A 23,996-nucleotide genomic window follows, 5' to 3' on the forward strand; every position below is an offset into this window, starting at 1 on the left:
ACGAATGGTCGCGGCGCCGCAGGCGCTCAGCCCGCCGGGCGGAGCGTCAGCGTCTGGTCGGCCGCCTTCTTCACCGCGGCGGGCGTGAAGGGCCACGGCCGCGTGCGGTCCGTCGCCCAGAGGTCCGTCTGATCGGTGTAGTGCGCGTCGAACGCGTGCCCGGAGACGCCGGTCAGGTTGATCCACGTGCTCCGGTCGAAGTCGGCGAGGTCCACGACCATGCGCATCGACGGGGCGCGGTCGACGTCGAAGCCCGCGGTCGCGTCCCAGCCGGTCGCGTCCACGACGCTGGAGCCCCCGCCGAGGTGCCACGGCCCGCGGTTGAACAGCCACTCGATCGGCGCCACCCCCGACACCCCGAAGCTGGCGTTCGTCAGCGTCAGGGTGTGGAGGCGGTCCCAGCGCCAGTCCACGGGGTCGCCGCCCAGCAGCCGGCGCGTCTCACCCCAGGCCTTGTCGGCGGCGTAGGCGATCATCGAGTCGCGGTCGGTCGTGCCGAGTTCGGAGTCCGCCCACCACGACGAGTCCGGCTGGGAGAGCAGCGACTGCACCACGGCGAACCAGCGGTCGCCGCCGGTCGGCGCCGTGCCCGCCGGGAGCTTGCGCCCGAAGGCGTCGTGCAGCAGTTCCTTCCAGAAGACCGCGAAGTACGCGGCGGCCGCGCTGCTGCCTCGGTCCCGGTAGTCCCAGCCGTCGAGTAGCCGGGCGGCCTGCTGCAGGTCGGTGGATGCGTCCGGCTTCGCCGCGACCGCCCGCAGCACCGGGACGAGGTTCGCGGCGTTCGCGTCGTACGTGTCGGCCTGGATGGCCGACATGTCCGCGGCGGTGACCTTCCGCCCGCCGGCGAGCAGCCCGGCCAGCCGCACCTCGATCTGGTTGGCGCGGTAGCCGTGATCCCAGTCCGCCGTGATCAGCACCGGGAAGCCGGGGCCGACGGCCGCGTTGTTGGCGGTGACGATGTAGCCGGAGGGCGGGTCGAGCACCGACGGCAGCTGATCGAACGGAATCGTGCCCGTCCAGCCGTAGCGGCTCGTCCATCCCGGCTCGGGCATCGTGCCGTCACCTGCCGCGCGGACCGGGATGAGACCGGGCGCCTGGTAGCCGATGTGCCCGTCCACGTCGGCGTAGACGAGGTTCTGCGATGGCACCTGGAACTGCTCGGCGGCGGCCCGGAAGGCGGTCCAGTCGCGGGCGGTGTCGAACGCGAAGATGGCGTTCGCCGTCGTCCCCGGAGTGAGCGCCGTCCACGCCAGGGAGAGCTGGTACTTCGGGGCGGGCACGCCGAGCTTCCCGGCCTGGTCCTTCGCAATGACGGCGTACGCGTCTCCGATGTCCGTGACGATCGGTCCGTGCCGCGTCGACCGCACGGTGATCACGACATCCTTCCCGCCCGCGACCCGGATGCGCTCGGTGCGCTTCTCCAGCGGCACCGGGGCGCCGTCGTACTCGTAGGAGTCGCCGGTGACCTTCTCGACGAACAGGTCCGCGACATCGGGTCCCAGGTTGGTGAAGCCCCACGCGATGCGGTCGTTGTGGCCGATGATGACGCCGGGGAACCCGGAGAAGCTGAAGCCGGAGACGTCGAACGGGCACGCCGGCCCGACCGTCGCGCAGTGCAGGCCCATCTGATACCAGACCGACGGCAGGGCGGCGCCGAGGTGCGGGTCGTTGGCGAGCAGCGGCTTGCCGCTCGCGGTGTGCGCACCGCCGACGACCCACGAGTTCGAGCCGATGTCGTCGCCGGCCGGACCCATCAGCTGCGGCAGCGCATCCACGCTCGCCGCCACCTGCTCCAGCTGGGCGGCGTAGGACGCGGGATCCACGGTCGCATCCGATCCGGCCGGAGCCGATGCGTCCGACGCGACCGCATCCGGCGACTGGTCGGGGGTGACCGTGCGTGGGCTCCCGCCGCCCTGGTCGGTGATCGTCGGATGGCCGCTGTACGGGTAGCCGGGATGGAGCTCGGCGATCTGCTCGGGCTTCAGCTTCGTCGCGAGCAGGGCCCGGTCGATCTCGTCCTCGAGATTCGACCGCAGATCCCACGCCATCGCCTTGAGCCACGCGACGGAGTCGGCCGGCGTCCACGGATCGGGCCGGTACGACGGATTCTGCAGACCCAGCACGGCGTACTCGAGGGAGAGCTCGGCGCCCGAGTGCTTCGAAAGGTACGCGTTCACCCCGTCCGCGTAGTCCTGGTAATAGCGCAGCGAGGTCGGGTCGAGCAGCTTCACCTCCTGGTCGGCGACGCGCCGCCAGCCGAGCGTGCGGATGAACGTGTCCGTCGGCACCTCGCTCGCGCCGAACAGCTCGGAGAGGCGGCCCGCCGTGACGTGGCGGCGGAAGTCCATCTCCCAGAAACGGTCCTGCGCGTGCACGTAGCCCTGCGCGCGGAACAGGTCGTCGGCGGTGGATGCGGTGAGCTGCGGCACCCCGGCGCTGTCGCGCGTCACCGTCACGGGCTTCGTGAGGCCCGGCACATCCACCGATCCGGACGTCTGCGGGAACGAGCGCGTGACCGTCCAGACGCCCACGCCGCCGGCGACAACGAGGATCACGAGCAGCACCGCGAGCACGACGCCCACCGCTCGCAGAACCCGATGGTGCCGTCTCAGCCGAGGGGTGTCGTCGCCCACATCGCTCCTTCGTCGGGCCATGCCGCCGTCACTGAGGAGCGTATCGCGCCGGCTGGCCGATCTCCGACCCGCTGGTCAGCGGTCGAGCGTGCGCTCCGGCGACCCGACGTACAGCTGCTGCGGGCGGCCGATCTTCGTCTGCGGGTCGAGGTTCATCTCGCGCCAGTGGGCGATCCAGCCCGGGAGGCGGCCGATGGCGAAGAGCACCGTGAACATCCGGGTCGGGAAGCCCATCGCCTTGTAGATGACGCCCGTGTAGAAGTCGACGTTGGGGTACAGCTTGCGGTCGATGAAGTACTGGTCCGCGAGCGCGACCTCTTCGAGCTCCTTCGCGATGTCGAGCAGCGGGTCGTGCACGCCGAGCGCCTCGAGCACCTCGTCCGCCGACTGCTTCACCAGCTTCGCGCGCGGGTCGAAATTCTTATAGACGCGGTGACCGAAGCCCATCAGCTTGACGCCGGACTCCTTGTTCTTGACCCGCTCCACGAACTTCTGGACGCTCTCGCCCGAGTCGCGGATGCCGGCGAGCATCTGCAGCACGGCCTCGTTGGCGCCGCCGTGCAGCGGGCCGTAGAGCGCGTTGATGCCGGCCGAGACCGACGCGAACAGGTTGGCCTGCGTGGAGCCGACCAGGCGCACCGTCGAGGTGGAGGCGTTCTGCTCGTGGTCCTCGTGCAGGATGAGCAGGCGCTCCAGGGCGCGCGACAGCACCGGGTTGACCTCGTACGGCTCGGCGAGGGTGCCGAAGTTGAGGCGCAGGAAGTTGTCGACGAAGCTCAGCGAGTTGTCCGGGTAGAGGAACGCCTGGCCCAGGCTCTTCTTGTGCGCGTACGCGGCGATCACCGGGAGCTTCGCGAGGAGGCGGATGGTCGACAGCTCCACCTGCTCCGGGTCGCTGACACTGAGCGAGTCCTGGTAGAAGGTCGACAGGGCGGACACCGCGCTCGAGAGCACCGACATCGGGTGCGCGTCGTGCGGAAGAGCGTCGAAGAAGCGGCGCAGGTCTTCGTGCAGCAGCGTATGACGGCGGATGCGCTCGTCGAAATCGGCCAGCTCGGCCTGCGACGGCAGCTCGCCGTGGATCAGCAGCCACGCCACCTCGAGGAAGGTCGACTTCTCGGCCAGCTGCTCGATCGGGTAGCCGCGGTAGCGCAGGATGCCCTGCTCGCCGTCGATGTAGGTGATCGACGAGCGGGTGGCGGCTGTGTTGACGAAGCCGTAGTCGAGGCTGGTGAGCCCGGTCTGCTTGGTCAGCGACGAGAAGTCGATGCTCGACGCGCCGTCGACGCTCGGCCGGATGGGGAACTCGGCCGTGCCTCCCGGGTAGCTGAGCGACGCGGTCGCCAGCTCGGTCTCGGCCGGCGCTCTCTCGGTGCCGGTGCTCTCGGTGCCGAGTCCGCTCACAACGCCTCCTGGTGGGATATCGCCTCATGGCTGGTGTTTCGTGCGCGCGCCGGGTGTGGCAGCGCTGCGACAGAGCCGTCCGCGAGTCGGGCCTGCCGATACAGCCTAACGAACGCGGGCGACAACTGTGGCATCGGGCAAAGCCCCGGGGATGCCGTTAGAGGGAGTCTCCAAAGCCGCGCAGTCGCTCCGCGGCCGCCGCGATGCGCTCGTCGGTGGCCGTCAGCGACAGACGCACGTGCTGCGGGAAGAAGTCCCCGTAGAAGTGACCCGGCCCGGCGAGGATGCCGCGGTCGGCGAGCCGCCCGATGCTGTCCCAGGCGTCGCGTCCCTCGGTCGCCCACAGGTAGAGGCCGCCCTCGCTGCGGTCGACGCGGAACCCGGCGGCCTCCAGGGCCGGCTTGAGCGTCTCGCGGCGCGAACGGTACAGCGCCTTCTGCGCCTCCACGTGCCGCTCGTCGCCGAGCGCTGCGACCATGGCTGCCTGCAGCGGCGCCGGGAGCATGAGACCCGCGTGCTTCCGCACGTTCACGAGGCGGTCGACGATCTCGCGGCAGCCGGCCACGAAGGCGGCGCGATAGCCGGCGAGGTTCGACTGCTTGCTCAGCGAGTAGACCGCGAGCACGTTGCGCCGGTCCTGGCCGATGACCCGCGGGTCGAGGATGCTCGGCACGCGCTCCGCATCCCACGGCGCCTCCCAGCCCAGCTCGGCGTAGCACTCGTCGCTGGCGATGTAGGCGCCCAGCTCGCGCGCCCGGGCCACGGCCGCGCGCAGCTCGTGCACGCTCAGGATGCGGCCGTCCGGGTTGCCCGGGGAGTTCAGCCAGACGAGTTTCGTGCCCTCGGGCCACTCGGCCGGGTCGTCGCTCGCCAGCGCCGTCGCGCCCGCGATGGCGGCGCCGATGGCGTAGGTCGGGTACGCGGCGCGCGGGTGCACGACGGTGTCGCCATCACCGAGCCCGAGCATGAACGGCAGAAGGGCCACCAGCTCCTTGGAGCCGATCGTCGGCAGGACGTTCCCCGCGGTCAGGCCGCGCACGCCGCGGCGGCGTTCGAACCAATCCACGATCGCCTCGCGGAGCGCCGGCGTGCCGATGGTCTGCGGGTACGCGTGCGCGTCCGTCGCCCGGGCCAGCGCCTCCCGGATCAGGTCGGGCGTGGGGTCGACCGGGGACCCGATGGACAGGTCCACGACGCCGTCCGGGTGCGACCGTGCGCGCTCGGCGTAGGGCGCCATGAGATCCCAGGGGTAGTCCGGGAGCTCCTGGAGCGGCATCTCAGTGGGCCTGCGGGGGAAGCGCGGCGACGACCGGGTGGTCCTTCTGGATCACGCCGATCTTCGAGGCGCCGCCGGGCGAGCCGATGTCGTCGAAGAACTCCACGTTCGCGCGGTAGTAGTCCTTCCACTCCTCGGGCAGGTCGTCCTCGTAGTAGATGGCCTCGACCGGGCAGACCGGCTCGCAGGCCCCGCAGTCGACGCACTCGTCGGGGTGGATGTAGAGCGACCGTTCGCCCTCGTAGATGCAGTCGACCGGGCATTCGTCGATACAGGCCCTGTCTTTCACATCGACGCACGGGAGAGCGATGACATAGGTCACAGTGGTTCGGATCCCTTCACGAGAGCTACCCTGCTAGCTTATGCCGTCGTGCGCGCAGCGGCGTCCGCCGGACGACGACCGCGCACGTCGGGCCAGGCGATCGCGATGGCCGCGATGAGGATGGTGCCGACGAGCCAGGCCTGCCCGGCGAGGTTGTTCGGGATGAGCACAGAACCGCCCGCGCTCTGCTGCGTGAAGAGCAGGACGACGCCGATAGCGCCGAGCGCGGCGAGCAGCGCGGGCAGCCGGCTGTGGCCGAGGAGGCGGAGCCCGGTCAGCAGGGCGGCGAAGGCGGCCAGCGCGCCGATGAGGCCGAGTGGGATGGCGATCCCCCAGGTGACGGAGGACTGGTGGGCGATCGTCCCGAGCACGCCGAACACGGCGCCCGTCAGGACGAGCAGGACGGCGCTGACGATCCGGCTGAGCATTCTCGCATCCTAACTGGACACTTCCGGAGCCGTGACTTACGCTCGATGGGTAAGGTTAGCCTTACCAACCTCATCCCCCACACCGACAAGGTCCCCCGTGCTCGCGAACTACCTGATCGGCCTCCGCGAAGGCCTCGAGATGGCCCTGATCGTCACCATCCTGATCGCCTACGTCGTCAAACTGGGCCGCACGGACGTGCTCTCCAAACTGTGGATCGGCGTCGGCATCGCCCTCGCGGTGCCGCTGGCCATCGGCGCGGCGCTCACCTGGGGGCCCTACGGAATGAGCTTCCAGGCCCAGGAGATCCTCGGCGGATCGCTCTCGCTGGTCGCGGTCGGCTTCGTCACCTGGATGGTGTTCTGGATGGGCAAGACCGCCCGCACCATGAAATCCACCCTCCAGAACCGGCTCGACTCCGCCCTCGTGGGCGCCGGCTGGGGTGTGGTGCTGCTCGCCATGCTCAGCGTCGGCCGCGAGGGCATCGAGACCTCGCTGTTCGTCTGGGCGACCGTCGCCAGCACCGGCGGGACGTGGGAGCCGGCCGTCGGCGCGGTCCTCGGCCTCCTGACCGCAGCCGTCCTGGGCTTGCTGCTCTACCGCGGCATGGTCAAGATCAATCTGGGCGCGTTCTTCACCTGGACGGGCGCCTTCCTCATCCTCGTCGCCGCCGGCGTCTTCGCCTACGGCCTGGGCGACCTGCAGGAGGCCGGCCTCATCCCGGGCGGCGAAGCGCACGCCTACGACATCAGCGGGCTGATCCCCTCCTCCAGCTGGTACGGGACGCTCGCCGCCGGCATCGTCAACTTCAACCCGTCACCGACCTGGGTCCAGCTGTTCGCCTGGATCGGCTACCTCGCCGTCGTCGGTTTCTTCTACGTCCGCCAGCACCGCGCATCGTCCCGGCCTGCCGCCCCGGCGAAGACCACCGCCGCGGCCGCTCACGCCCCGATCGCGTCCTGACTCCCCCGTCCCTGGGCGCCCCCACCAGAAAGCAGAGCACACCCATGCCCCGACTCCGTCCGCTCGCCGCCGTCGCCGGATCACTGGCCGCCGCCGCCGCGCTCGCCCTCGCGCTCACGGGATGCGTTCCCAACAAGGCGGACGCCACCGCCGAGGCGATCGCGGTCACCCTCAGCGACACCACGTGCACGGTCTCGACGAACACCGCCGAGGCCGGGCCGATCACATTCCAGGTGACCAACACCGGCACCGACGTCAACGAGTTCGAGCTGCTCGCGAAGGACAAGCTGCGCATCGTCGGCGAGAAGGAGAACATCGGGCCGGGCACCACGGTCAACTACGTGGTGCAGCTCGCCGAGGGCGACTACTTCTCGGCCTGCCGCAAGGGCATGGTGGGCGACCCGGCCCACGTCGCCGCGTTCACCGTGACCAAGGGTTCCGGTCGCAGCGTCTCGCAGAGCGAGAACGCCCAGGTGGCCCAAGCCGTGGAGAACTACACCGGGTATGTGAGGGACCAGGCGGGCGCCCTCCTCACCGCCACGAAGTCGTTCGCAGCCGCCTACTCCGGCGGCGACCTGGCGGCCGCCCGCGCGCAGTACGCGAGCGCCCGCTCCTACTACGAGCGGATCGAACCGACCGCGGAGCAGTTCGGCGACCTCGACCCCGCGCTCGATCTCCGCGAGGCCGACCTGGCGCAGGGCCAGCAGTGGACCGGGTGGCATCGCATCGAGAAGGACCTCTGGGCACCGGCCGGGTACACGCCCGCCGACGCCGCGACCCGCACGCAGCTCGCCGGCCAACTCGTCTCGGACACGCAGAAGCTGTACGACCTCGTCCACGCGAAGGACTTCACGCTCACGATCGACCAGATCTCCAACGGAGCGATCGGGCTGATGGAGGAGGTCGCCGGCTCCAAGATCACGGGCGAGGAGGAGGCCTTCTCGCACACCGACCTGCAGGACTTCCAGGCCAACTTGGAGGGTGCGCAGGTGGCCTACGGCGTGGTCCGCGACATCGCGGCGAAGAAGGGCAGCCAGGGCGCCGACGCGGTCTCGAAGCTCGACTCCGAGTTCCAGGCCGTCGCGACCACGCTCGCCCAGTACAAGAGCGGCGACGGCTTCGTCAGCTACACCGAGCTGAGCACCGACCAGGTGAAGCAGCTGTCCGACCAGGTGAACGCGCTGAGCGAACCGCTCAGCCGCCTGACCTCGATCATCGTCAAGTAGCCGCGTGACCGAGCACCCGACCGACGACGCCGCGCGTCCGCGCCCGCTGACGGAGCAGGCCGAGCGGACCGCGCCGACCGAGCAGACCGCGCCGACCGAGCCGACCGAGCAGGAGGGCGGGCGCCGCGGGCTGTCCCGCCGCGGCATGCTGGGCCTCGCCGGCGCCACGGTCGGTGCCGGCCTCGTCGGCATCGGCGCGGGTGTGGCCGCCGACCGCGTCGTGCTCGGGGCGACCGCCACGGCCTCCGCCACCTATCCGTTCTACGGCGCCCACCAGGCCGGGATCACCACGCCCGCGCAGGACCGCCTCCATTTCGCCTCCTTCGACGCCGCCCCAGGGCTCGACCGCGAGGGCCTGAAGGAGCTGCTGCAGGACTGGACCGTCGCGGCCGCGCGGATGACGCAGGGCCGCCCCGCGGGCACGTACGGCCCGGCCTCCGGCCCGTCCGACGCCCCGCCGGACGACACCGGGGAGGCGCTCGACCTGCCGCCGGGCGGTCTGACGCTCACGTTCGGCTTCGGCCCCAGCCTGTTCCGCACCGCGAGCGGGCAGGACCGTTTCGGGATCGCGTCGCGCCGCCCCGAAGCGCTCGTCGACCTCCCGCGGTTCCCGGGCGACGCGCTCCAGGAGTCGATCAGCGGCGGCGACCTGTGCGTGCAGGCGTGCAGCGACGACCCCCAGGTGGCGGTGCACGCCATCCGCAACCTCTCACGCATCGCCTTCGGCCGCGCCGCCATCCGCTGGTCGCAGCTGGGCTTCGGGCGCACCTCGTCCACCTCGCGGGCGCAGGCGACGCCGCGCAACCTCTTCGGGTTCAAGGACGGCACCGCCAACATCAAGTCGGAGGACCAGTCGGTCGTCGAGGACCAGGTGTGGGCGGCGCGCGCCGACGGCTCCGAGTGGATGCACGGCGGGTCGTACCTCGTCGCGCGCAAGATCCGCATGGTGATCGAGACGTGGGACCGGCAGCAGCTCGGCGAGCAGGAGCGCATCATCGGCCGCGACAAGGGCGAGGGCGCACCCCTCTCCGGCGGCACCGAGTTCACCGCGCCGAACTTCCTCGCGCTGGCCAAGGACGGCGGCACGAAGATCGACCCCGACTCGCACGTGCGGCTCGCGCACCCCACGATGAACGGCGGTGCGCAGCTGCTGCGGCGCGGCTACAACTTCGTCGACGGCAACGACGAGCTCGGGCGGCTCAACGCCGGGCTGTTCTTCATCGCGTTCCAGCGCGACCCGCGCACCCAGTTCATCCCGATCCAGCAGCGGCTCGCCGCCAACGACCTGATGAACGAGTACGTCCGCCACGTCGGGTCGGGCGTGTTCGCGGTGCCGCCGGGAGCGAGCGAGGGGTCGTTCGTCGGCGCGGGGCTGTTCGCCTAGCCGCTGCCGGTTCGCGGCTGGCCGGTTCGCCGCTGGCCGGTTCGCCGCTGGCCGATTCGCCGCTGGCCGGTTCGCCGCTGGCCGATTCGCCGCTGCCCTGTTCGCCGCTGGCCGGTACGCGGCTCAGGAGCCGGCGGTCGGGGTCGGGCTCGGAGCCTTGCCCTTCGAGACGGAGTAGTTGGCGACCCAGCCGTTGCTCCCGGCGTCCGTCACCACGACGAGGACGCCGTAGGTGCCGTTGCTGAACGTGCCGGTGCCTCCCCCGTTCGCGCCGCGGGCGCCGAAGTCGCCGCTGAATCCGGCGTCGGTGAGCTGCTTCTCGATCGAGCTGTACGCCTCGCCGTCCGGAACCTTCACCGTCACGTTCCACACCTTGCCGTCGCCGGAGCCGAGGCCAGCGGCGAAGACGACGTCGCCGCTCGCGAGCGGGACGTCCTTCGGGAAGTCGGTGGGGAGGGACGTCCCGCCGACATCGACATTGCCGCCGGACACATCCTTCACGACGCTCTGGAAGCTGCACGCAGTGAGTGCGGGGGCCGTGCCGAGAAGCAGCGCGGCGACGAGCGGGACGGCGAGGAGGCGACGTTTCATACGCCCATTCTCCCGGACGCCCGGGCACCCGTGGCTGCACGAACGAGGGGTCGCAACACGCCGTTATGGATGCGCCATAACGGCGTGTTGCGACCCCTCGATGACGGGCGCGGGCGTCAGACGGCCGCGGCGTCCTGACGCTTCAGGCGCGCGGCGGCACGACCACGGGCGGTCGCGTCGAGCTCGACCTTGCGGATGCGGACGGCTTCCGGAGTCACCTCGACGCATTCGTCGTCGCGGGCGAACTCCAGCGACTCCTCCAGCGTGAGCTGGCGCGACGGCGTCATCGACTCGAACGTGTCGGCCGTGGAGGAGCGCATGTTGGTGAGCTTCTTCTCTTTGGTGATGTTCACGTCCATGTCGTCGGCGCGCGAGTTCTCGCCGATCACCATTCCCTCGTAGACCTCCTCCGTGGGGTTCACGAAGAACGTCATGCGCTCCTGGAGCGCGATGATGGCGAACGGGGTCACGACGCCCGCGCGGTCGGCCACGATCGAGCCGTTGCTGCGGGTCACGATGTGACCGGCCCACTCGTCGTAGCCGTGCGAGATCGCGTTGGCGATGCCGGTGCCGCGGGTGGTGGTGAGGAACTCGGTGCGGAAGCCGATCAGGCCGCGCGACGGCACGATGAACTCCATGCGGACCCAGCCGGTGCCGTGGTTCGCCATGTTCTCCATCCGGCCCTTGCGGGCGGCGAGCAGCTGGGTGATCGCGCCGAGATACTCCTCGGGGGCGTCGATCGTCAGGTGCTCGTACGGCTCGAACGTCTTGCCGTCGACCTTCTTGGTGACCACCTGCGGCTTGCCGACCGTCAGCTCGTAGCCCTCGCGGCGCATCTGCTCGACCAGGATGGCCAGCGCCAGCTCGCCGCGGCCCTGCACCTCCCAGGCGTCGGGACGGCCGATGTCGAGCACTCGCAGCGACACGTTGCCGACCAGCTCGCGGTCGAGGCGGTCCTTGACCATGCGGGCCGTCAGCTTGTGACCCTTCACCTTGCCGACCAGCGGGGAGGTGTTGGTGCCGATCGTCATCGAGATCGCGGGCTCGTCGACGTGGATGGCCGGAAGCGGGCGGATGTCGTCGGGGTCGGCGAGCGTGTCGCCGATCATGATGTCGGCGAAACCGGCGACGGCGACGATGTCGCCGGGGCCTGCGGACTCGGCCGGGTAGCGGTCGAGCGCCTTCGTCATCAGCAGCTCGGTCACGCGCACGTTGTGCACGTCGCCGTCGTGGCGCACCCAGGCGACGGTCTGGCCCTTCTTCAGGGTGCCGTTGAAGATGCGGAGCAGCGCGAGACGGCCGAGGAACGGCGACGCGTCGAGGTTGGTCACGTGCGCCTGCAGCGGGGCCTCGGGGTCGTAGCTCGGCGCCGGGATGTGCTGGAGGATCGCCTCGAACAGCGGCTCGAGGTCGTCGTTGTCGGGCAGCTCGCCGTTGGCCGGCTTGTTGCGGCTCGCGGCGCCGGCGCGGCCGGACGCGTAGACGACGGGGACGTCGAGGATCGCGTCGAGGTCGAGGTCGGGCACGTCGTCGGAGAGGTCGCTCGCGAGGCCGAGGAGCAGATCCTGGCTCTCGCCGACGACCTCGTCGATGCGGGCGTCGCCGCGGTCGGTCTTGTTCACCGCGAGGATGACGGGGAGCTTCGCCTCGAGCGCCTTGCGCAGCACGAAGCGGGTCTGCGGCAGCGGGCCCTCGGACGCGTCCACCAGCAGCACCACGCCGTCGACCATGGACAGGCCGCGCTCGACCTCGCCGCCGAAGTCGGCGTGACCCGGGGTGTCGATCACGTTGATGGTGATCGGGCCGCCCGGGGCGTGCTTGCCCTTGTACGAGATCGCCGTGTTCTTGGCGAGGATCGTGATGCCCTTCTCGCGCTCCAGCTCGTTGGAGTCCATGGCCCGCTCCTCGACGTGCGCGTGCGCGTCGAAGGAGTTGGTCTGCTTGAGCATGGCGTCGACCAGCGTGGTCTTGCCGTGGTCGACGTGGGCGACGATCGCGACATTGCGCAGATCATCGCGGCGGGCGACGGCGTTCTCGGACATGCGTACAGACTCGACTCTCGTCAGAAGGAAGAAGGGGAACGGTCCATTCTATCGTGGATCCGCTCCCCTTCTCCTGAGTCCGCTGTCAGCGATCCCGCCGGGCGTGGCCGGAGGTCACCGCCCCGCGGCCGGACGTCCTGCGCTCAGAGGCCCTGCGCGACGGGCGGCTCCGGCTGCTGCGGCTCCTGCGGGACGGCAGGAACCGAGCCGGTCTCGTCGGCGCCCGCAGCCAGCAGCTCCAGGCGCAGGGCGCGGCGGGCGCGCTGCTGCTCCGGGTCCGGAAGCGGCACGGCCGCGAGCAGGCGCTGCGTATACGCCTCCTTGGGGTAGCGCAGGATCTCGTCCCGCGTGCCGACCTCGACCAGGCGGCCGTGGTGCATCACGGCGATGCGGTCCGCGAGCACGTCGATGACCGCGAGGTCGTGGGTGATGAACAGGCAGGCGAAGTTCATCTCCTTCTGCAGCGTCTGCATCAGCTGCAGCACACGCGCCTGCACCGACACGTCCAGCGCGCTGGTCGGCTCGTCCGCGATCAGCACCTGCGGCTTCAGCGACAGTGCGCGGGCGATCCCGACGCGCTGCTTCTGGCCACCGGACAGCTCGTGCGGGAACCGGCTGCGGTAGGCGCGCGGCAGCTCGACGCTGTCGAGCAGGCGGTCGACCTCCTTGGAGAGCTCTGCCCCCTTCAGGCCTTTGGCCAGGCGCAGCGGCTCGGCGATCGAGTCGGAGATCTGGAGGCGAGGGTTCAGCGACGACGACGGGTCCTGGAACACGATGCCCACGTTGCGGTGCAGCTTGCGGATCTCGTCCCGGCCGGCGTTGCTGATGTCCTGGCCGGCGACCACGAGCCGGCCCGAGTGGATGGGCAGCAGTCCGATCGCGGCGCGGCCGAGCGTCGTCTTGCCGGAGCCCGACTCGCCCACCAGCCCGACGACCTCGCCCTCGTGGATCTTGAGGTCGATGTCGCTGGCGGCGCGGAACGCCGGGACGCGGCCGTGCTTCGGGTACTCGATGGCGACATCCTGGAAGTCGACGACGACTTCCCGCTTGTCCATCTCGGCCTTCTCGTGCTCGGCCTGCGCCGCGCGCTCGTTCGCGCGGATGCGCTCGGTGAACGACGCGTCCGGGTTCTCGGTGCCGGCGGCGAGGGCGGCCGTCGTGTCGATCTCCTCGTCCTCGCGCTGGCCGAGGTGCGGCACGGCGTCGAGCAGGGCGATCGTGTACGGGTGCTTCGGCTCGGCGAACACCTCGGCGACCGTCCCGGCCTCCACGATGTCGCCCTTGCGCATGACGACGATGTTGTCGGCCAGGTCGGCGACCACGCCCATGTCGTGCGTGATCAGCAGGATCGCGCTGTCGAGGCGGTCCCGGAGGCTGCGCAGCAGCTCCAGGATCTCGGCCTGCACCGTCACGTCGAGCGCGGTGGTCGGCTCATCGGCGATCAGCAGCTTCGGGTCGCACGAGATCGACTGGGCGATCATCGCGCGCTGGCGCTGGCCGCCGGAGAGCTGGTGCGGGTACGAGTTGAACGCCTTCTTCGGGTCGGGCAGCTCGACCATGGCGAGCAGCTCGAGCGCGCGCTCCTTGGCCTCGTGCGGCGACATCCCGAAGTGGATGCGGAGCGTCTCGACGATCTGGAAGCCGACGGTGTAGACGGGGTTGAGCGCCGTCATCGGCTCCTGGAAGATCACGGCGACCTGGCGTCCGCGCACCCGGCGGATCTGCGGCTGGCTGAGCCCGGTGAGCTCGCGCCCGTCGAGCTTGATGGATCCCCGCACGCGCGAGTTCTTCGGCAGGAGGTCGAGGATCGCCATCGAGCTCGCGCTCTTGCCGGACCCGGACTCGCCCACGATCGCGAGCACTTCGCCCGCCTTGATCTGGTAGTTCAGGTTCTTCGCGGCGGGGACCCACGTGTTGTCCACACCGAAGTCGACGGACAGGCCGGTCACCTCGAGGACGGGGCCGCCGGTCGCGGCCGTCGCCCGACCCGTTGTGGTCTCGGTCATGATTCGTGGTTCCTTTCGGGGGCGATCCGGAGGGATGAGAGCATGGACCCATGCCCTACGTCTCCCCCGCCGGACGCGAGGTTTTCGTGTCCCGGTTCAACCGGGTCCTTGCCGTTCTGATCTGGGCCGCCGCTGCCGCGCTGACCGTCGGCCTGCTGGTGAGCGTCCACGACGCCCGGCTGCTCTACATCGTGCCGGTCGCGCTGTTCGCGTTCGTCGCGTGGGCCATGCTGTGGCGCCCGCTGCTCGTCGTGGCCGATGAAGGGCTGACGCTCGTCAACGTGACGCAGACGGTGAGCATCCCGTGGGAGGCGCTGATCGCCGTCGACACCAAGTACGCGCTCACGCTCTACACGCCGGGCCGCAAATTCCCGGTGTGGTCCGCGCCCGCTCCCGGCACGACCCGCACGCTCCGTGCGACGCGCACCGAGACGAAGGGCCGCGTCGGCCGGCCGAGCGTCGACGACAGCCTGCGCCGCCCTGGCGACCTGCTGGCCACCGAGTCGGGCGCCGCCGCCGAGGTGGTGCGCCGCCGCTGGGCGGACCTGCAGGACGCGGGCGCGATCGAAGCCGGACGGGCCGACGAAACGCCGGTCGGCGTCCGCTGGCACGTGGCGTCGCTGATCACTCTGGTGCTGCTCACCGCCGGCAGCGTCGCCGCCCTGCTCCTGGCCTGAGGCCGGGAGCAGCGCGACGGTGTGGGGCGTCACAGCACGTCCTCCGCGAGGGCTGCTCCCGTGCGCGGCGTGCGGTCGTCGCCTTCGCCCTCCTCCGGCTCCTGCTCGCGCATCTTGCGGAGGTTGAACCGGCGGTGGCGCGGGTCGAACGCGTCGCGCAGACCGTCGCCGACGAAGTTGACCAACAGGGCGAGCGTCACGATGAACGCGCCCGGCCACCAGAACAGCCACGGCCGGGTCTGGAACGCCGACTGGTTCGAGCTGATCAGGAGGCCCAGCGACACGTCCGGCGGCTGGATGCCGTAGCCGAGGTACGACAGCGCGGTCTCGAGCAGGATGGCCGAGGCCATGATCAGCGTCGACGCCACGATGACCACGCCGATGGCGTTGGGCAGGATGTGCTTGAAGATGATCCGGCTGTCCGAGGCGCCGGCCACGCGGGCCGCCTCCACGAACTCGCGCTCGCGGAGCGACAGGAACTCGCCGCGCACGAGTCGGGCGATGCCCATCCACGAGAAGAATCCGAGCATGAGCGCCAGGAAGAATGCGCCGAGGCCGCCGAAGATGTGGCCGACGACCGAGCCGATCACCAGCGCCGGGATGACGATGAACACGTCGGTGATGCGCATCAGGATGGCGTCGACCACGCCGCGGAAGTAGCCCGCGACGGCGCCGACGACGACGCCGACCACGCTCGCGATCAGGCCGAGCACGATCATGACCAGGATCGAGTTCTGGATTCCGCGCATCGTGAGGGCGAAGTAGTCCTTGCCGATGCGGTCCTGGCCGAACGGGTGCTCCCACGTGGGGGCGCCCTGGTGCACCTGGTCGTTCAGCTCGGTGTAGCTGTACTTCCACCAGCCGTGGATCGGGCCGAGGCCGATCGCGGAGATCGAGAAGATGAGGATCAGGAAGAACAGGACCGCACTGGCGACGGCGATCTTGTTCGAGAGGAACCGCTTCCAGATCAGCTTGCCCTGGCTGACGGGCGGAGCCGAGGGCGCCTGCAGCTCGTCGGCGATACGGGTGTCGGTGGACATCAGCGGACCCTCACTCTCGGGTCGAGGGCGGCATACGCGAGGTCTGCCAGGAAGTTGAAGAGGATGGCCATCGCCGCGATCACGAGGAAGTACGCCATGACCGGGTTGAGGTCACCGCGGCTGAGGCCCAGGTTGAACAGGGACCCCATGCCGGGGATGGCGAACACCTTCTCGGTGATGATCGCACCACCGAGCAGCGCGCCCACGTCGAAGGCGACGAGCGTCGTGATCGGGATGAGCATGTTGCGGAAGGCGTGGCGCACGACGACAGTGCGCTCGGGGAGGCCCTTGGCGCGTGCGGTGCGGATGAAGTCCTGGTTGAGCACCTCGAGCATCCCGGCCCGCGAGTAGCGCGTGTAGGAGGCGAACGAGATCAGGAGCAGCGCGATCGTCGGCAGCAGCAGGTGCGTGAAGGTGTCGAGCCCCGTCACCCACATATCGCCGTCGAGGCCCGGCGTCGACGAGCCGACGGTCGCGATCGGGCGGCCGTTCGTGTCCTGGAAGTACTGCGGCCACGCCTGCATGAAGCGGTCGACGATGATGAAGAAGCCGGACACGATCGCCACGATCACGGCGATGCGCATGTTCTGGCCGCGGTCGTACCCGCCGACGAACCAGCCGATCGCCAGGCTCACGACGATCGACACGATCGCGAGGATCACGATGGTGCCGACGGTGGAGACGTCGAACAGCGGCTGCAGCGCGAAGTAGCAGACCAGGCTGACCGCGCCGGTGATCCCCGCTGCGATCAGTGCGCGCCGGTTCTGCAGACCCGAGATCAGCGCGGTGGTGCCGATCACGGTCGCGGCGATGAGGATGATCATCACTACCGGCCCGAGGCCCGGGAAGAGGAACCAGTTCATCACCGACATCAGCAGGAGCACGCCGGCCGTCGCGATGGTGGCGACGACGAAGGTGATGAGCCGCCGCCGCCGGTCGCCGCCGATCAACGACTGCCAGATCAGACCGGCGACGATGCCGATGATGACCGCGACCCACCACGGGATGACCGGATGCGCGAGGAAGTTGTTGAAGCCGATGGCCACGAACTCCTTGAGGAGGACCGCGACGAGGAACGCCGGCAGCGAGTACAGGAAGAAGCTGAGGAACGTGACGACGTTGTCGAGTCCGCTGTACTGCCGGAGGGCGGTGACGATGCCGATGGTGACACCGAGGAGGATCGCGAGGATCAGGGCGACCGTGACCAGCTGCACCGTCGATCCCAACGCCTGCGGGAGGATGTCGGTCACCTTCGCGTTGGAGATGGTGGAGCCGAGGTCGCACGCGTTGGCGAACGGGATGAGGCACTTGGCGGCGCCGCCGAGCCAGAGCAGCCAGCGCAGCGGGGGCACCACATCCAGCTGAAGGAGCTGGATGCGCGCGTTGATCAGCTGCGTCTTGTTGGGGGAATTGCTGCTTCGCAGGTCCTGGAGCGGGTCGGCGCTGTAGGCCACCAGCATGTACATCAGGAACGAAGCGGCGATGATGATGAGCACTGAGACCAGGAGGCGCCTCAGGATGAAACTCGCCATAGGTTCAAAACCTTCACTGACAGGACGCGCCGATCGGGGGTGCGGCGGAGGGGGTGCCGCCAGGCGCGTATCTCACGGGGCGGACGGATCGCGTCCACCGACTACATGATACGGGGCGCCGGCCTGAACCGACGCCCCGCCGCAGGAGAGTGCCCGGGGTTCACCCGGGCACTCTCGCTTACGGAGCTGTTACTTCGCGGAGGACGACTTGACGGTCCACTCCCAGAAGTTCCAGAACGGGCCGGACTGCCCGCCGTTGTACTTGACGCCCTGCACGCGCGAGGTGGTCGCGAAGACACCAGGCAGCTGGAAGAGCGGCAGGCCGTACGCGTCAGCGAAGGTCTGCTTGTCGATCTGGTACTCGATCTTCGTCAGCTCATCCTTGTCCAGGGTGGTCTGCGACTTGAGAGCCAGGTCGTTGGTGCCGGTGTAGCGGTTGTAGTTTCCGCCACCCTGCGAGGAGAACTGCTGCGGCAGCTGCGAGGTGCCTGCACCCGGGCTGATCCAGCCGAAGAGCGAAGCGTCGTAGTCGCCACCCGGGAGGAGCTTGCTCCAGTCGGGCGAGCCGGCGTCGACGACCTTGAAGCCGGCCTTGGCGGCCGAGGCCTGGATCGACTGGAACTCGTCGACACGGTTCGGGTTGTTCGTGTTGTACAGGATGCGCACGGTCGGGGTGGCACCGGCGAGGAGCGCCTTGGCGCCGTCGATGTCGACCTTGTCGTACTTGTCCGAGCCGTTCTGCTTGACACTGCCCTCGTACTGCTCCTGGTTCGGCAGGAAGATCTGCGAGTCCAGGACCTTGGCCTTCGAGTCGACCGGGGTGACGATCGAGTCGAGGATCTGCTGACGCGGGATCGTCTTGAGGAACGCCTCACGGACCTTCTCGTCCTTGAACACGGAGGAGCCGAAGTTCAGGTCGAGGTGGTCGTACGACGCCTGCGCACCGGTCAGGATCTTTGCGCTGGTCTGCTTGAGCGCGGTGATCGTGTCGGCGGACGCCTGCGGGTTGATGATGTCGACCTCACCGTTCTGGAGAGCGGTGACCTGGGCGTTCGCGTCCGGGATGATGCGGAACACGATCTTGTCCACGTTCGGCTTGAGACCACCGGCGTAGTACTTGTTCGGGGTCATCGTGAGCGACTGGCCCGGGGTCCACGACGAGACGACGAACGGGCCGGAGGAGACCAGCAGGTCCTTGTCGGTCGGGAACGCGGTGACGTCGTAGCCGGTGTTGACGAAGTCTGCGGCCTTCTTCAGCGTCGGGTCGGCGGGCGCGGGGTTCGCCGGGTCGCCCTTCGGCAGGCCCTTGAGCAGCTTCGTCAGGTCGGCGGCCGAGGAGAGGCCGGCCTTCTTGGCGACGATGTGCGCGGGCTGCGCGATCGGGTTGACGAGCTCCCAGTCCACGTACGGGGTGCTGTACTTCAGGGTGATCGTGCGGTTGTCGTTGCTCACCGTCGGGAAGTCGGTGGCGTCGACGCCGGCGGTCGATCCCGCGATCTGGAAGTACTGCGTGCCGCTCGTGACGTTGCCGTCGTCGTCGAACTTCGCCGAGTCGTAGTGACCGGAGGCGATCGCCCACGCGAGGATCATGTCGTCAGCGGTGACGGGCTGGCCGTCGGACCACTTGTCGTCCTTGTTGAGCGTGTACTTGACGGTCAGCGGGTCGTCCGAGGTCTTCTCGAACGTGCCGAACTTGTCGTCGTGCACGATCTTGTAGTTGTTGTCGATGTACTGGAAACCGGTTCCGTACGATCCGTCCAGGTAGCCGACCTGGCCGTTGGTGTCCAGGTTGCCCTGCGGCGTCTGCGAGTTGAACGAGGTGAAGTCGTTGACGACCGCAACCGTCACGGTGCCGCCCTTGGCAGCGGTCGAGGTGCTGGTGCTGCCGGACGTGGTGCAGGCCGACAGTGCGAGTGCTGCGACGCCTGCGACGGCGACCGCGCTGACCGCGTACCTCACCCTTCTTCCGTTGATGTGCAATGTTCCTCCTGTGCGAAGTGTGCGACGGTGCAGGCGTGCGAGAGTGCCTGTCCCGCGCGGGATAAGAATGACCCTAGGTATCGTCGCCAGCGATTGCAAAACAGCCGAGGAAAACGTTACATAGTGGTAACTCAGTCGGCGGATTCCTGCGCGAAGCGCACAAAAACGATGGATTCCGCCGTGCAATGCAACGATCCATCCATTTGACGGTCGGGGGCCGGGCCGTGGGGCTGGCAGGATGTCCCCATGAGCGACACGCGCACCTGGTCGGCCGAGGCCGCCGTGCCGAGGGAGGCCCGGCCGCGTCTCTGGTGGGAGGTCGCGATCGTCCTCGGGCTCTCGCTCGGGCAGTCCGCCGTCTACTCCATCATCACCATCGTCGACCGTGCGACGCAGAGCACGCCGCTCTCGCAGCAGAAGGCCGAGGTCAACCCCAGCCAGTCCAGCCGCGAGGTCTTCGACTTCCTGTACCAGGTGCTCGACAACCTCTTCCCGCTGTTCGCCGTCGCGCTGGTGATCTACCTGCTCTGGCAGCCGCAGCGCAGCGGCTTCCGCCGGATCGGCCTCGACCTGACGCGGCCGGCGCGCGACCTGGGCGGCGGGGCGCTGCTGTTCCTCGTGATCGGGATCCCCGGCATCCTCTTCTACGCCCTGGGCCGCGTGCTCGGGCTCACCGTGACGGTCGAGGCGTCCACGCTGAACGCCCACTGGTGGACGGTGCCGGTGCTCATCCTGGCCGCCCTGCGGGCCGCGCTGCAGGAGGAGGTGATCGTCGTCGGCTACCTGTTCACCCGGCTGCGGCAGCTCGGGTGGGGACAGGGCTCGTGGGGTACATGGCCGATCATCCTCGGGGCCGCCGTACTGCGTGGCAGCTACCACCTGTACCAGGGGTTCGGCCCGTTCGTCGGCAACGCGATCATGGGCGTCGTCTTCGGCTGGTGCTACACCCGCTGGGGCCGCGTGATGCCGCTGGTCGTCGCGCACACGATCATCGACATCGTCTCGTTCGTCGGCTACCCCCTCGCCGTCGCCCTCTGGCCCGCCATCTTCGCCTGACCCGCTCCCCTCCCGGGCTCTCCCCTCTGGGTCGGCCCCTCCGTCGAGTACACGAAAAGTGCACGAAATCGGGGCGATTCCGTGCACTTTTCGTGTACTCGACGGAGGGGTTGCGGCTAGGCGAAGGCTTCGGGCGGGGGGCAGGCGCAGAAGAGGTTGCGGTCGCCGTAGGCCTGGTCGATGCGGCGCACGGGGGGCCAGTATTTGGCGCGGACGAGGGCCGGAACGGGGTACACGGCCTGCTCGCGCGAGTACGGGTGGGACCAGTCGGACGCGACGGCCGCCTCCGCCGTGTGCGGCGCGTTGCGGAGCGGGTTGTCGTCGGACGGCCAGTCCCCCGCCGCCACGGCGTCGGCCTCGGCGCGGATCGCGATCATCGCCGCGACGAAGCGGTCGAGCTCGGCGAGGTCCTCGCTCTCCGTCGGCTCCACCATGAGGGTGCCCGCGACCGGGAACGACATGGTCGGCGCGTGGAAGCCGTAGTCGATGAGGCGCTTGGCCACGTCGTCGACGGTCACGCCGGTGCGCTCGGTGAGCGGACGCACGTCGAGGATGCACTCGTGCGCGACCAGGCCGTCCTCGCCCGCGTAGAGCACCGGGAAGTGCTCGCGCAGGCGTGCCGCGACGTAGTTGGCCGCGAGGACGGCCGCACCGGTCGCATCCTTGAGCCCCTCCGCGCCCATCATCCGGACGTACGCCCAGCTGATCGGCAGGATGCTCGGGCTGCCGTACGGCGCCGCCGAGACCGGCGCGCCGCCGTGCTCCACCCGGCCGCCCCCGGCGAGCGGGTGCGTCGCATCCTGCGCGAGCGGGTGCCCGGGCAGGAACGGCGCGAGGTGCGCCTTGGCCGCGACCGGGCCGACGCCCGGTCCTCCGCCGCCGTGCGGGATGCAGAAGGTCTTGTGCAGGTTCAGGTGGCTGACGTCGCCGCCGAAGTCCCCGAAGCGCGCGTAGCCGAGCAGCGCGTTGAGGTTGGCGCCGTCGACGTACACCTGACCGCCCGCGTCGTGCACCGCCTGCGTGATGGCGACCACCTCGTGCTCGTACACGCCGTGCGTCGACGGATAGGTGATCATGAGCGCGGCCAGCGTGTCCGCGTGGTCGGCGATCTTGGCGCGCAGGTCGTCGAGGTCCACGTTGCCGAGCTCGTCGGTGGCCACGACCACGACGCTCATGCCGGCGAGCACGGCGGAGGCCGCGTTGGTGCCGTGGGCGGACTGCGGGATGAGGCACACCGTCCGCTGCAGGTCCCCGCGCGAGCGGTGGTAGCCGCGGATCGCGAGCAGTCCGGCGAGCTCCCCCTGGCTGCCGGCGTTCGGCTGCAGCGAGACCGTGTCGTAGCCCGTGACGTCGGCCAGCCAGCCCTCGAGCTGGTCGATCAGCTCGAGCGAGCCGGCGACGTCCGCGGCCGGGGCGAAGGGATGCAGTGCCGCGAACTCGGGCCACGTGACGGCCTCCATCTCGGTCGCCGCGTTCAGTTTCATGGTGCACGAGCCGAGCGGGATCATGCCGCGGTCGAGCGCGTAGTCGCGGTCCTGCAGCAGCCGGAGGTACCGCATCATGGCGGTCTCGCTGTGGTGCGTGTTGAACACCGGGTGGCTGAGGTAGGCCGACTCGCGGACGAGTGCCGGGTCGAAAGACGCCTCGGTGACGGGCGGCAGGACGGCGTCGCCCTCCACCGTGCCGCCGAGCGCCTCGATCAGGTCGCGGAGGGGGAAGACGCCGTCGCGCAGGTCGGCGGCCGACTCCTCGTCGACGCTCAGCGAGACGAGGCCCGCGTCGGTCGCGTGCAGCAGCAGTCCGCGCTCGTGGGCGCGGCGCACGACCGTGGCGGCGTCGTCCACCTCGACCTGGAGCGTGTCGAAGTACGAGCGCGACAGGACCTCGACCCCGGACTCGCGCAGGACTTCCGCCAGGGCGACGGTCGACAGGTGCACCTGGCTCCCGATCGCGCGCAGGCCGGCCGGGCCGTGGTAGACCGCGTACATCGCGGCCATCACGGCGAGCAGCACCTGGGCGGTGCAGATGTTGGACGTGGCCTTCTCGCGGCGGATGTGCTGCTCGCGCGTCTGGAGCGTGAGCCGGTACGCGGGCTTCCCCACCGCATCCTGCGACACACCGACCAGACGGCCCGGCAGCTGCCGCTCGAGACCCTTCCTGACCGCCATGTAGCCCGCGTGCGGGCCGCCGAAGCCCATGGGGACGCCGAATCGCTGGCTCGTGCCGACCGCCACGTCGGCCCCGAGCTCTCCGGGGCTGCGCAGCTGAGTCAGCGCCAGCAGGTCGGCCGCGGCCACCACGACGGCGCCCGCCTCCTTGGCGGTGCGGATGGCGGCGGACGGGTCCCAGACCCGCCCGGAAGCGCCCGGGTACTGCACGAACAGCCCGAACGCGTCCGACAGCTCGGGAGCGTCGGACGGCAGCGACGCCAGGTCCAGGACGACCAGCTCGATCCCGACCGCGTTTGCGCGGTTGCGCAGCAGCGCCAGTGTCTGCGGGAAGGTGTCCGCGTCGACGACGAAGCGGGCGGACTTCGCCTTGGATGCGCGGCGGGCCAGCAGCATCCCCTCGACCACCGCGGTGCCCTCGTCGAGCATCGACGCGTTGGCGGTGTCCAGGCCGGTCAGGTCGGAGACCATCGTCTGGAAGTTGATCAGCGCCTCCAGCCGTCCCTGCGAGATCTCCGGCTGGTAGGGCGTGTACGCCGTGTACCAGCCCGGGTTCTCGAGCACGTTGCGCTTGATCACCGCCGGGGTGATCGTGCCGTAGTAGCCGAGTCCGATGAGGCTGCGGTTGACGGTGTTTCGCGCGGCGATGGCGCGCAGCTCGCGGAGCGCGGCCCGCTCCCCCAGCGGCGCGGGGAGCGACGGGATGCGGCCGCCGTCGACCCGGATCGACTCGGGGACGGCGGCGGTGACGAGCTCCTCGACGGAGCTCCAATCGCGGGAGGCCGCCGCGGCGATCGCGGACAGCATGGTGCTCTGCGCGTCGCCATCGGTGCCGATGTGGCGCGCGCCGAACGCGTCGGACATTGCGAGGTCGGTCATGTGAGGGGTCGGAACCTTACTCGCCGGTGAGGGCGGCGTACTCGTCGTAGCTCAGGAGGTTGTCGGGCAGTGCGTTGAAGCGGACCTTGACGAGCCAGCCCTCGCCGAACGGGTCCGAGTTCACCAGCTCCGGCGCGTCGACGACGGCGGCGTTCGCCTCCGCGACGACGCCGTCGACCGGCGCGAACAACTCGCCGACCGACTTCGTCGACTCGATCTCGCCGACCACACGGCCGGCGGTCACGTCGCTGCCCTCCTCGGGCAGCTCGACGAACACCACGTCGCCCAGCTTCTCGGCGGCGTAGGAGGTGATGCCGACGGTCGCGACGTCGCCCTCGACCAGGAGCCACTCGTGCTCGGGCGTGTACTTCAGGTCTCGTTCTGCGGCCAT

General features: G+C 69.7%; 18 protein-coding genes. 5 read left to right on the forward strand and 13 right to left on the reverse strand.

Translation table 11 applies throughout. From position 1 onward, the window contains the following. Positions 1 to 26 precede the first annotated feature (26 nt). The 5 genes from ACR9Y5_RS12315 to ACR9Y5_RS12335 form a co-directional block, all read right to left on the reverse strand. Entirely contained in the window at positions 27 to 2,633 is a 2,607-nt protein-coding gene (locus tag ACR9Y5_RS12315; RefSeq protein ID WP_481298215.1) for a penicillin acylase family protein, read from the reverse strand. Between the two features lie 75 nt (positions 2,634 to 2,708). Further along, entirely contained in the window at positions 2,709 to 3,980 is a 1,272-nt protein-coding gene (locus ACR9Y5_RS12320) for a citrate synthase (RefSeq protein ID WP_481299569.1), read from the reverse strand. 214 nt (positions 3,981 to 4,194) lie between these two features. Further along, on the reverse strand, positions 4,195 to 5,313 hold the full coding sequence (gene dapC, locus ACR9Y5_RS12325) for a succinyldiaminopimelate transaminase (RefSeq protein ID WP_481298216.1): 1,119 nt from the start codon (positions 5,311 to 5,313) through the stop codon (positions 4,195 to 4,197). 1 nt (position 5,314) lies between these two features. Continuing rightward, the gene (gene fdxA / locus ACR9Y5_RS12330; RefSeq protein WP_481298217.1) at positions 5,315 to 5,635 is read right to left on the reverse strand and encodes a ferredoxin; all 321 of its coding nucleotides are present in this window, start codon (positions 5,633 to 5,635) and stop codon (positions 5,315 to 5,317) included. Between the two features lie 38 nt (positions 5,636 to 5,673). After that, positions 5,674 to 6,063, reverse strand: coding sequence for a hypothetical protein (locus tag ACR9Y5_RS12335; RefSeq protein WP_481298218.1), 390 nt, complete (start codon positions 6,061 to 6,063; stop codon positions 5,674 to 5,676). A 97-nt stretch (positions 6,064 to 6,160) separates the two neighbouring features. Here ACR9Y5_RS12335 and efeU point away from each other — a divergent pair, with 97 nt between their 5' ends. The 3 genes from efeU to efeB all read left to right on the forward strand — a co-directional run bounded on the left by efeU (position 6,161) and on the right by efeB (position 9,634). Continuing rightward, a complete protein-coding gene (efeU, locus tag ACR9Y5_RS12340; protein ID WP_481298219.1) occupies positions 6,161 to 7,024 on the forward strand; it encodes an iron uptake transporter permease EfeU in 864 nt (287 codons plus the stop codon). A gap of 44 nt (positions 7,025 to 7,068) precedes the next feature. Further along, entirely contained in the window at positions 7,069 to 8,250 is a 1,182-nt protein-coding gene (gene efeO, locus ACR9Y5_RS12345) for an iron uptake system protein EfeO (protein WP_481298220.1), read from the forward strand. Between the two features lie 145 nt (positions 8,251 to 8,395). Beyond that, the gene (gene efeB, locus ACR9Y5_RS12350) at positions 8,396 to 9,634 is read left to right on the forward strand and encodes an iron uptake transporter deferrochelatase/peroxidase subunit (RefSeq protein ID WP_481299570.1); all 1,239 of its coding nucleotides are present in this window, start codon (positions 8,396 to 8,398) and stop codon (positions 9,632 to 9,634) included. A 123-nt stretch (positions 9,635 to 9,757) separates the two neighbouring features. Here efeB and ACR9Y5_RS12355 read toward each other — a convergent pair whose 3' ends face one another. The 3 genes from ACR9Y5_RS12355 to ACR9Y5_RS12365 all read right to left on the reverse strand — a co-directional run bounded on the left by ACR9Y5_RS12355 (position 9,758) and on the right by ACR9Y5_RS12365 (position 14,273). Continuing rightward, on the reverse strand, positions 9,758 to 10,225 hold the full coding sequence (locus ACR9Y5_RS12355; protein WP_481298221.1) for a hypothetical protein: 468 nt from the start codon (positions 10,223 to 10,225) through the stop codon (positions 9,758 to 9,760). 116 nt (positions 10,226 to 10,341) lie between these two features. Next, positions 10,342 to 12,267, reverse strand: a complete 1,926-nt coding sequence (gene typA / locus ACR9Y5_RS12360; RefSeq protein ID WP_481298222.1) for a translational GTPase TypA — start codon at positions 12,265 to 12,267, stop codon at positions 10,342 to 10,344. 143 nt (positions 12,268 to 12,410) lie between these two features. Beyond that, positions 12,411 to 14,273 carry an ABC transporter ATP-binding protein gene (locus ACR9Y5_RS12365; protein ID WP_481298223.1) on the reverse strand — a complete coding sequence of 621 codons (1,863 nt, stop codon included), beginning with the start codon at positions 14,271 to 14,273 and terminating at the stop codon, positions 12,411 to 12,413. Positions 14,274 to 14,323: 50 nt separating this feature from the next. Between ACR9Y5_RS12365 and ACR9Y5_RS12370 the strand changes: the two genes are divergently transcribed. Then, on the forward strand, positions 14,324 to 14,950 hold the full coding sequence (locus ACR9Y5_RS12370; RefSeq protein ID WP_481298224.1) for a PH domain-containing protein: 627 nt from the start codon (positions 14,324 to 14,326) through the stop codon (positions 14,948 to 14,950). Between the two features lie 29 nt (positions 14,951 to 14,979). Here the strand turns inward: ACR9Y5_RS12370 and ACR9Y5_RS12375 are convergent, their stop codons facing one another. From ACR9Y5_RS12375 to ACR9Y5_RS12385, 3 genes are all read right to left on the reverse strand, one after another. Beyond that, positions 14,980 to 15,990, reverse strand: a complete 1,011-nt coding sequence (locus ACR9Y5_RS12375) for an ABC transporter permease (RefSeq protein ID WP_481298225.1) — start codon at positions 15,988 to 15,990, stop codon at positions 14,980 to 14,982. Next, positions 15,990 to 17,522: an ABC transporter permease gene (locus ACR9Y5_RS12380; protein ID WP_481298226.1), complete on the reverse strand. Its 1,533-nt coding sequence runs from the start codon at positions 17,520 to 17,522 to the stop codon at positions 15,990 to 15,992. Before ACR9Y5_RS12380 ends, ACR9Y5_RS12375 begins: the two co-directional genes overlap by 1 nt. A 189-nt stretch (positions 17,523 to 17,711) precedes the next feature. Further along, entirely contained in the window at positions 17,712 to 19,502 is a 1,791-nt protein-coding gene (locus ACR9Y5_RS12385) for an ABC transporter family substrate-binding protein (protein ID WP_481298227.1), read from the reverse strand. A gap of 246 nt (positions 19,503 to 19,748) precedes the next feature. On the opposite strand from ACR9Y5_RS12385, the gene ACR9Y5_RS12390 reads away from it, so the two are divergent. After that, positions 19,749 to 20,558 (forward strand): CPBP family intramembrane glutamic endopeptidase, encoded by an 810-nt coding sequence (locus ACR9Y5_RS12390; RefSeq protein ID WP_481298228.1) that lies wholly within the window; start codon positions 19,749 to 19,751, stop codon positions 20,556 to 20,558. A 116-nt stretch (positions 20,559 to 20,674) separates the two neighbouring features. On the opposite strand, the gene gcvP is transcribed toward ACR9Y5_RS12390, so the two are convergent. Continuing rightward, positions 20,675 to 23,590, reverse strand: coding sequence for an aminomethyl-transferring glycine dehydrogenase (gene gcvP / locus ACR9Y5_RS12395; protein ID WP_481299571.1), 2,916 nt, complete (start codon positions 23,588 to 23,590; stop codon positions 20,675 to 20,677). Between the two features lie 31 nt (positions 23,591 to 23,621). After that, positions 23,622 to 23,996: a glycine cleavage system protein GcvH gene (gcvH, locus tag ACR9Y5_RS12400; RefSeq protein ID WP_481298229.1), complete on the reverse strand. Its 375-nt coding sequence runs from the start codon at positions 23,994 to 23,996 to the stop codon at positions 23,622 to 23,624.

The sequence above is a fragment of the Leifsonia sp. KNZ13-11D genome (assembly GCF_056754895.1).

Excerpts from the sequence above, each read along its gene's own strand:
- ACR9Y5_RS12375 (WP_481298225.1), bottom strand. The coding sequence starts at position 15,990 with ATGTCCACCGACACCCGTATCGCCGACGAGCTGCAGGCGCCCTCGGCT.
- ACR9Y5_RS12335 (WP_481298218.1), bottom strand. The coding sequence starts at position 6,063 with ATGCTCAGCCGGATCGTCAGCGCCGTCCTGCTCGTCCTGACGGGCGCC.
- dapC (WP_481298216.1), bottom strand. The coding sequence starts at position 5,313 with ATGCCGCTCCAGGAGCTCCCGGACTACCCCTGGGATCTCATGGCGCCC.
- ACR9Y5_RS12370 (WP_481298224.1), top strand. The coding sequence starts at position 14,324 with ATGCCCTACGTCTCCCCCGCCGGACGCGAGGTTTTCGTGTCCCGGTTC.
- ACR9Y5_RS12380 (WP_481298226.1), bottom strand. The coding sequence starts at position 17,522 with ATGGCGAGTTTCATCCTGAGGCGCCTCCTGGTCTCAGTGCTCATCATC.
- ACR9Y5_RS12390 (WP_481298228.1), top strand. The coding sequence starts at position 19,749 with ATGAGCGACACGCGCACCTGGTCGGCCGAGGCCGCCGTGCCGAGGGAG.
- ACR9Y5_RS12365 (WP_481298223.1), bottom strand. The coding sequence starts at position 14,273 with ATGACCGAGACCACAACGGGTCGGGCGACGGCCGCGACCGGCGGCCCC.
- typA (WP_481298222.1), bottom strand. The coding sequence starts at position 12,267 with ATGTCCGAGAACGCCGTCGCCCGCCGCGATGATCTGCGCAATGTCGCG.
- efeB (WP_481299570.1), top strand. The coding sequence starts at position 8,396 with ATGCTGGGCCTCGCCGGCGCCACGGTCGGTGCCGGCCTCGTCGGCATC.
- gcvP (WP_481299571.1), bottom strand. The coding sequence starts at position 23,590 with ATGTCCGACGCGTTCGGCGCGCGCCACATCGGCACCGATGGCGACGCG.
- gcvH (WP_481298229.1), bottom strand. The coding sequence starts at position 23,996 with ATGGCCGCAGAACGAGACCTGAAGTACACGCCCGAGCACGAGTGGCTC.
- efeO (WP_481298220.1), top strand. The coding sequence starts at position 7,069 with ATGCCCCGACTCCGTCCGCTCGCCGCCGTCGCCGGATCACTGGCCGCC.
- ACR9Y5_RS12355 (WP_481298221.1), bottom strand. The coding sequence starts at position 10,225 with ATGAAACGTCGCCTCCTCGCCGTCCCGCTCGTCGCCGCGCTGCTTCTC.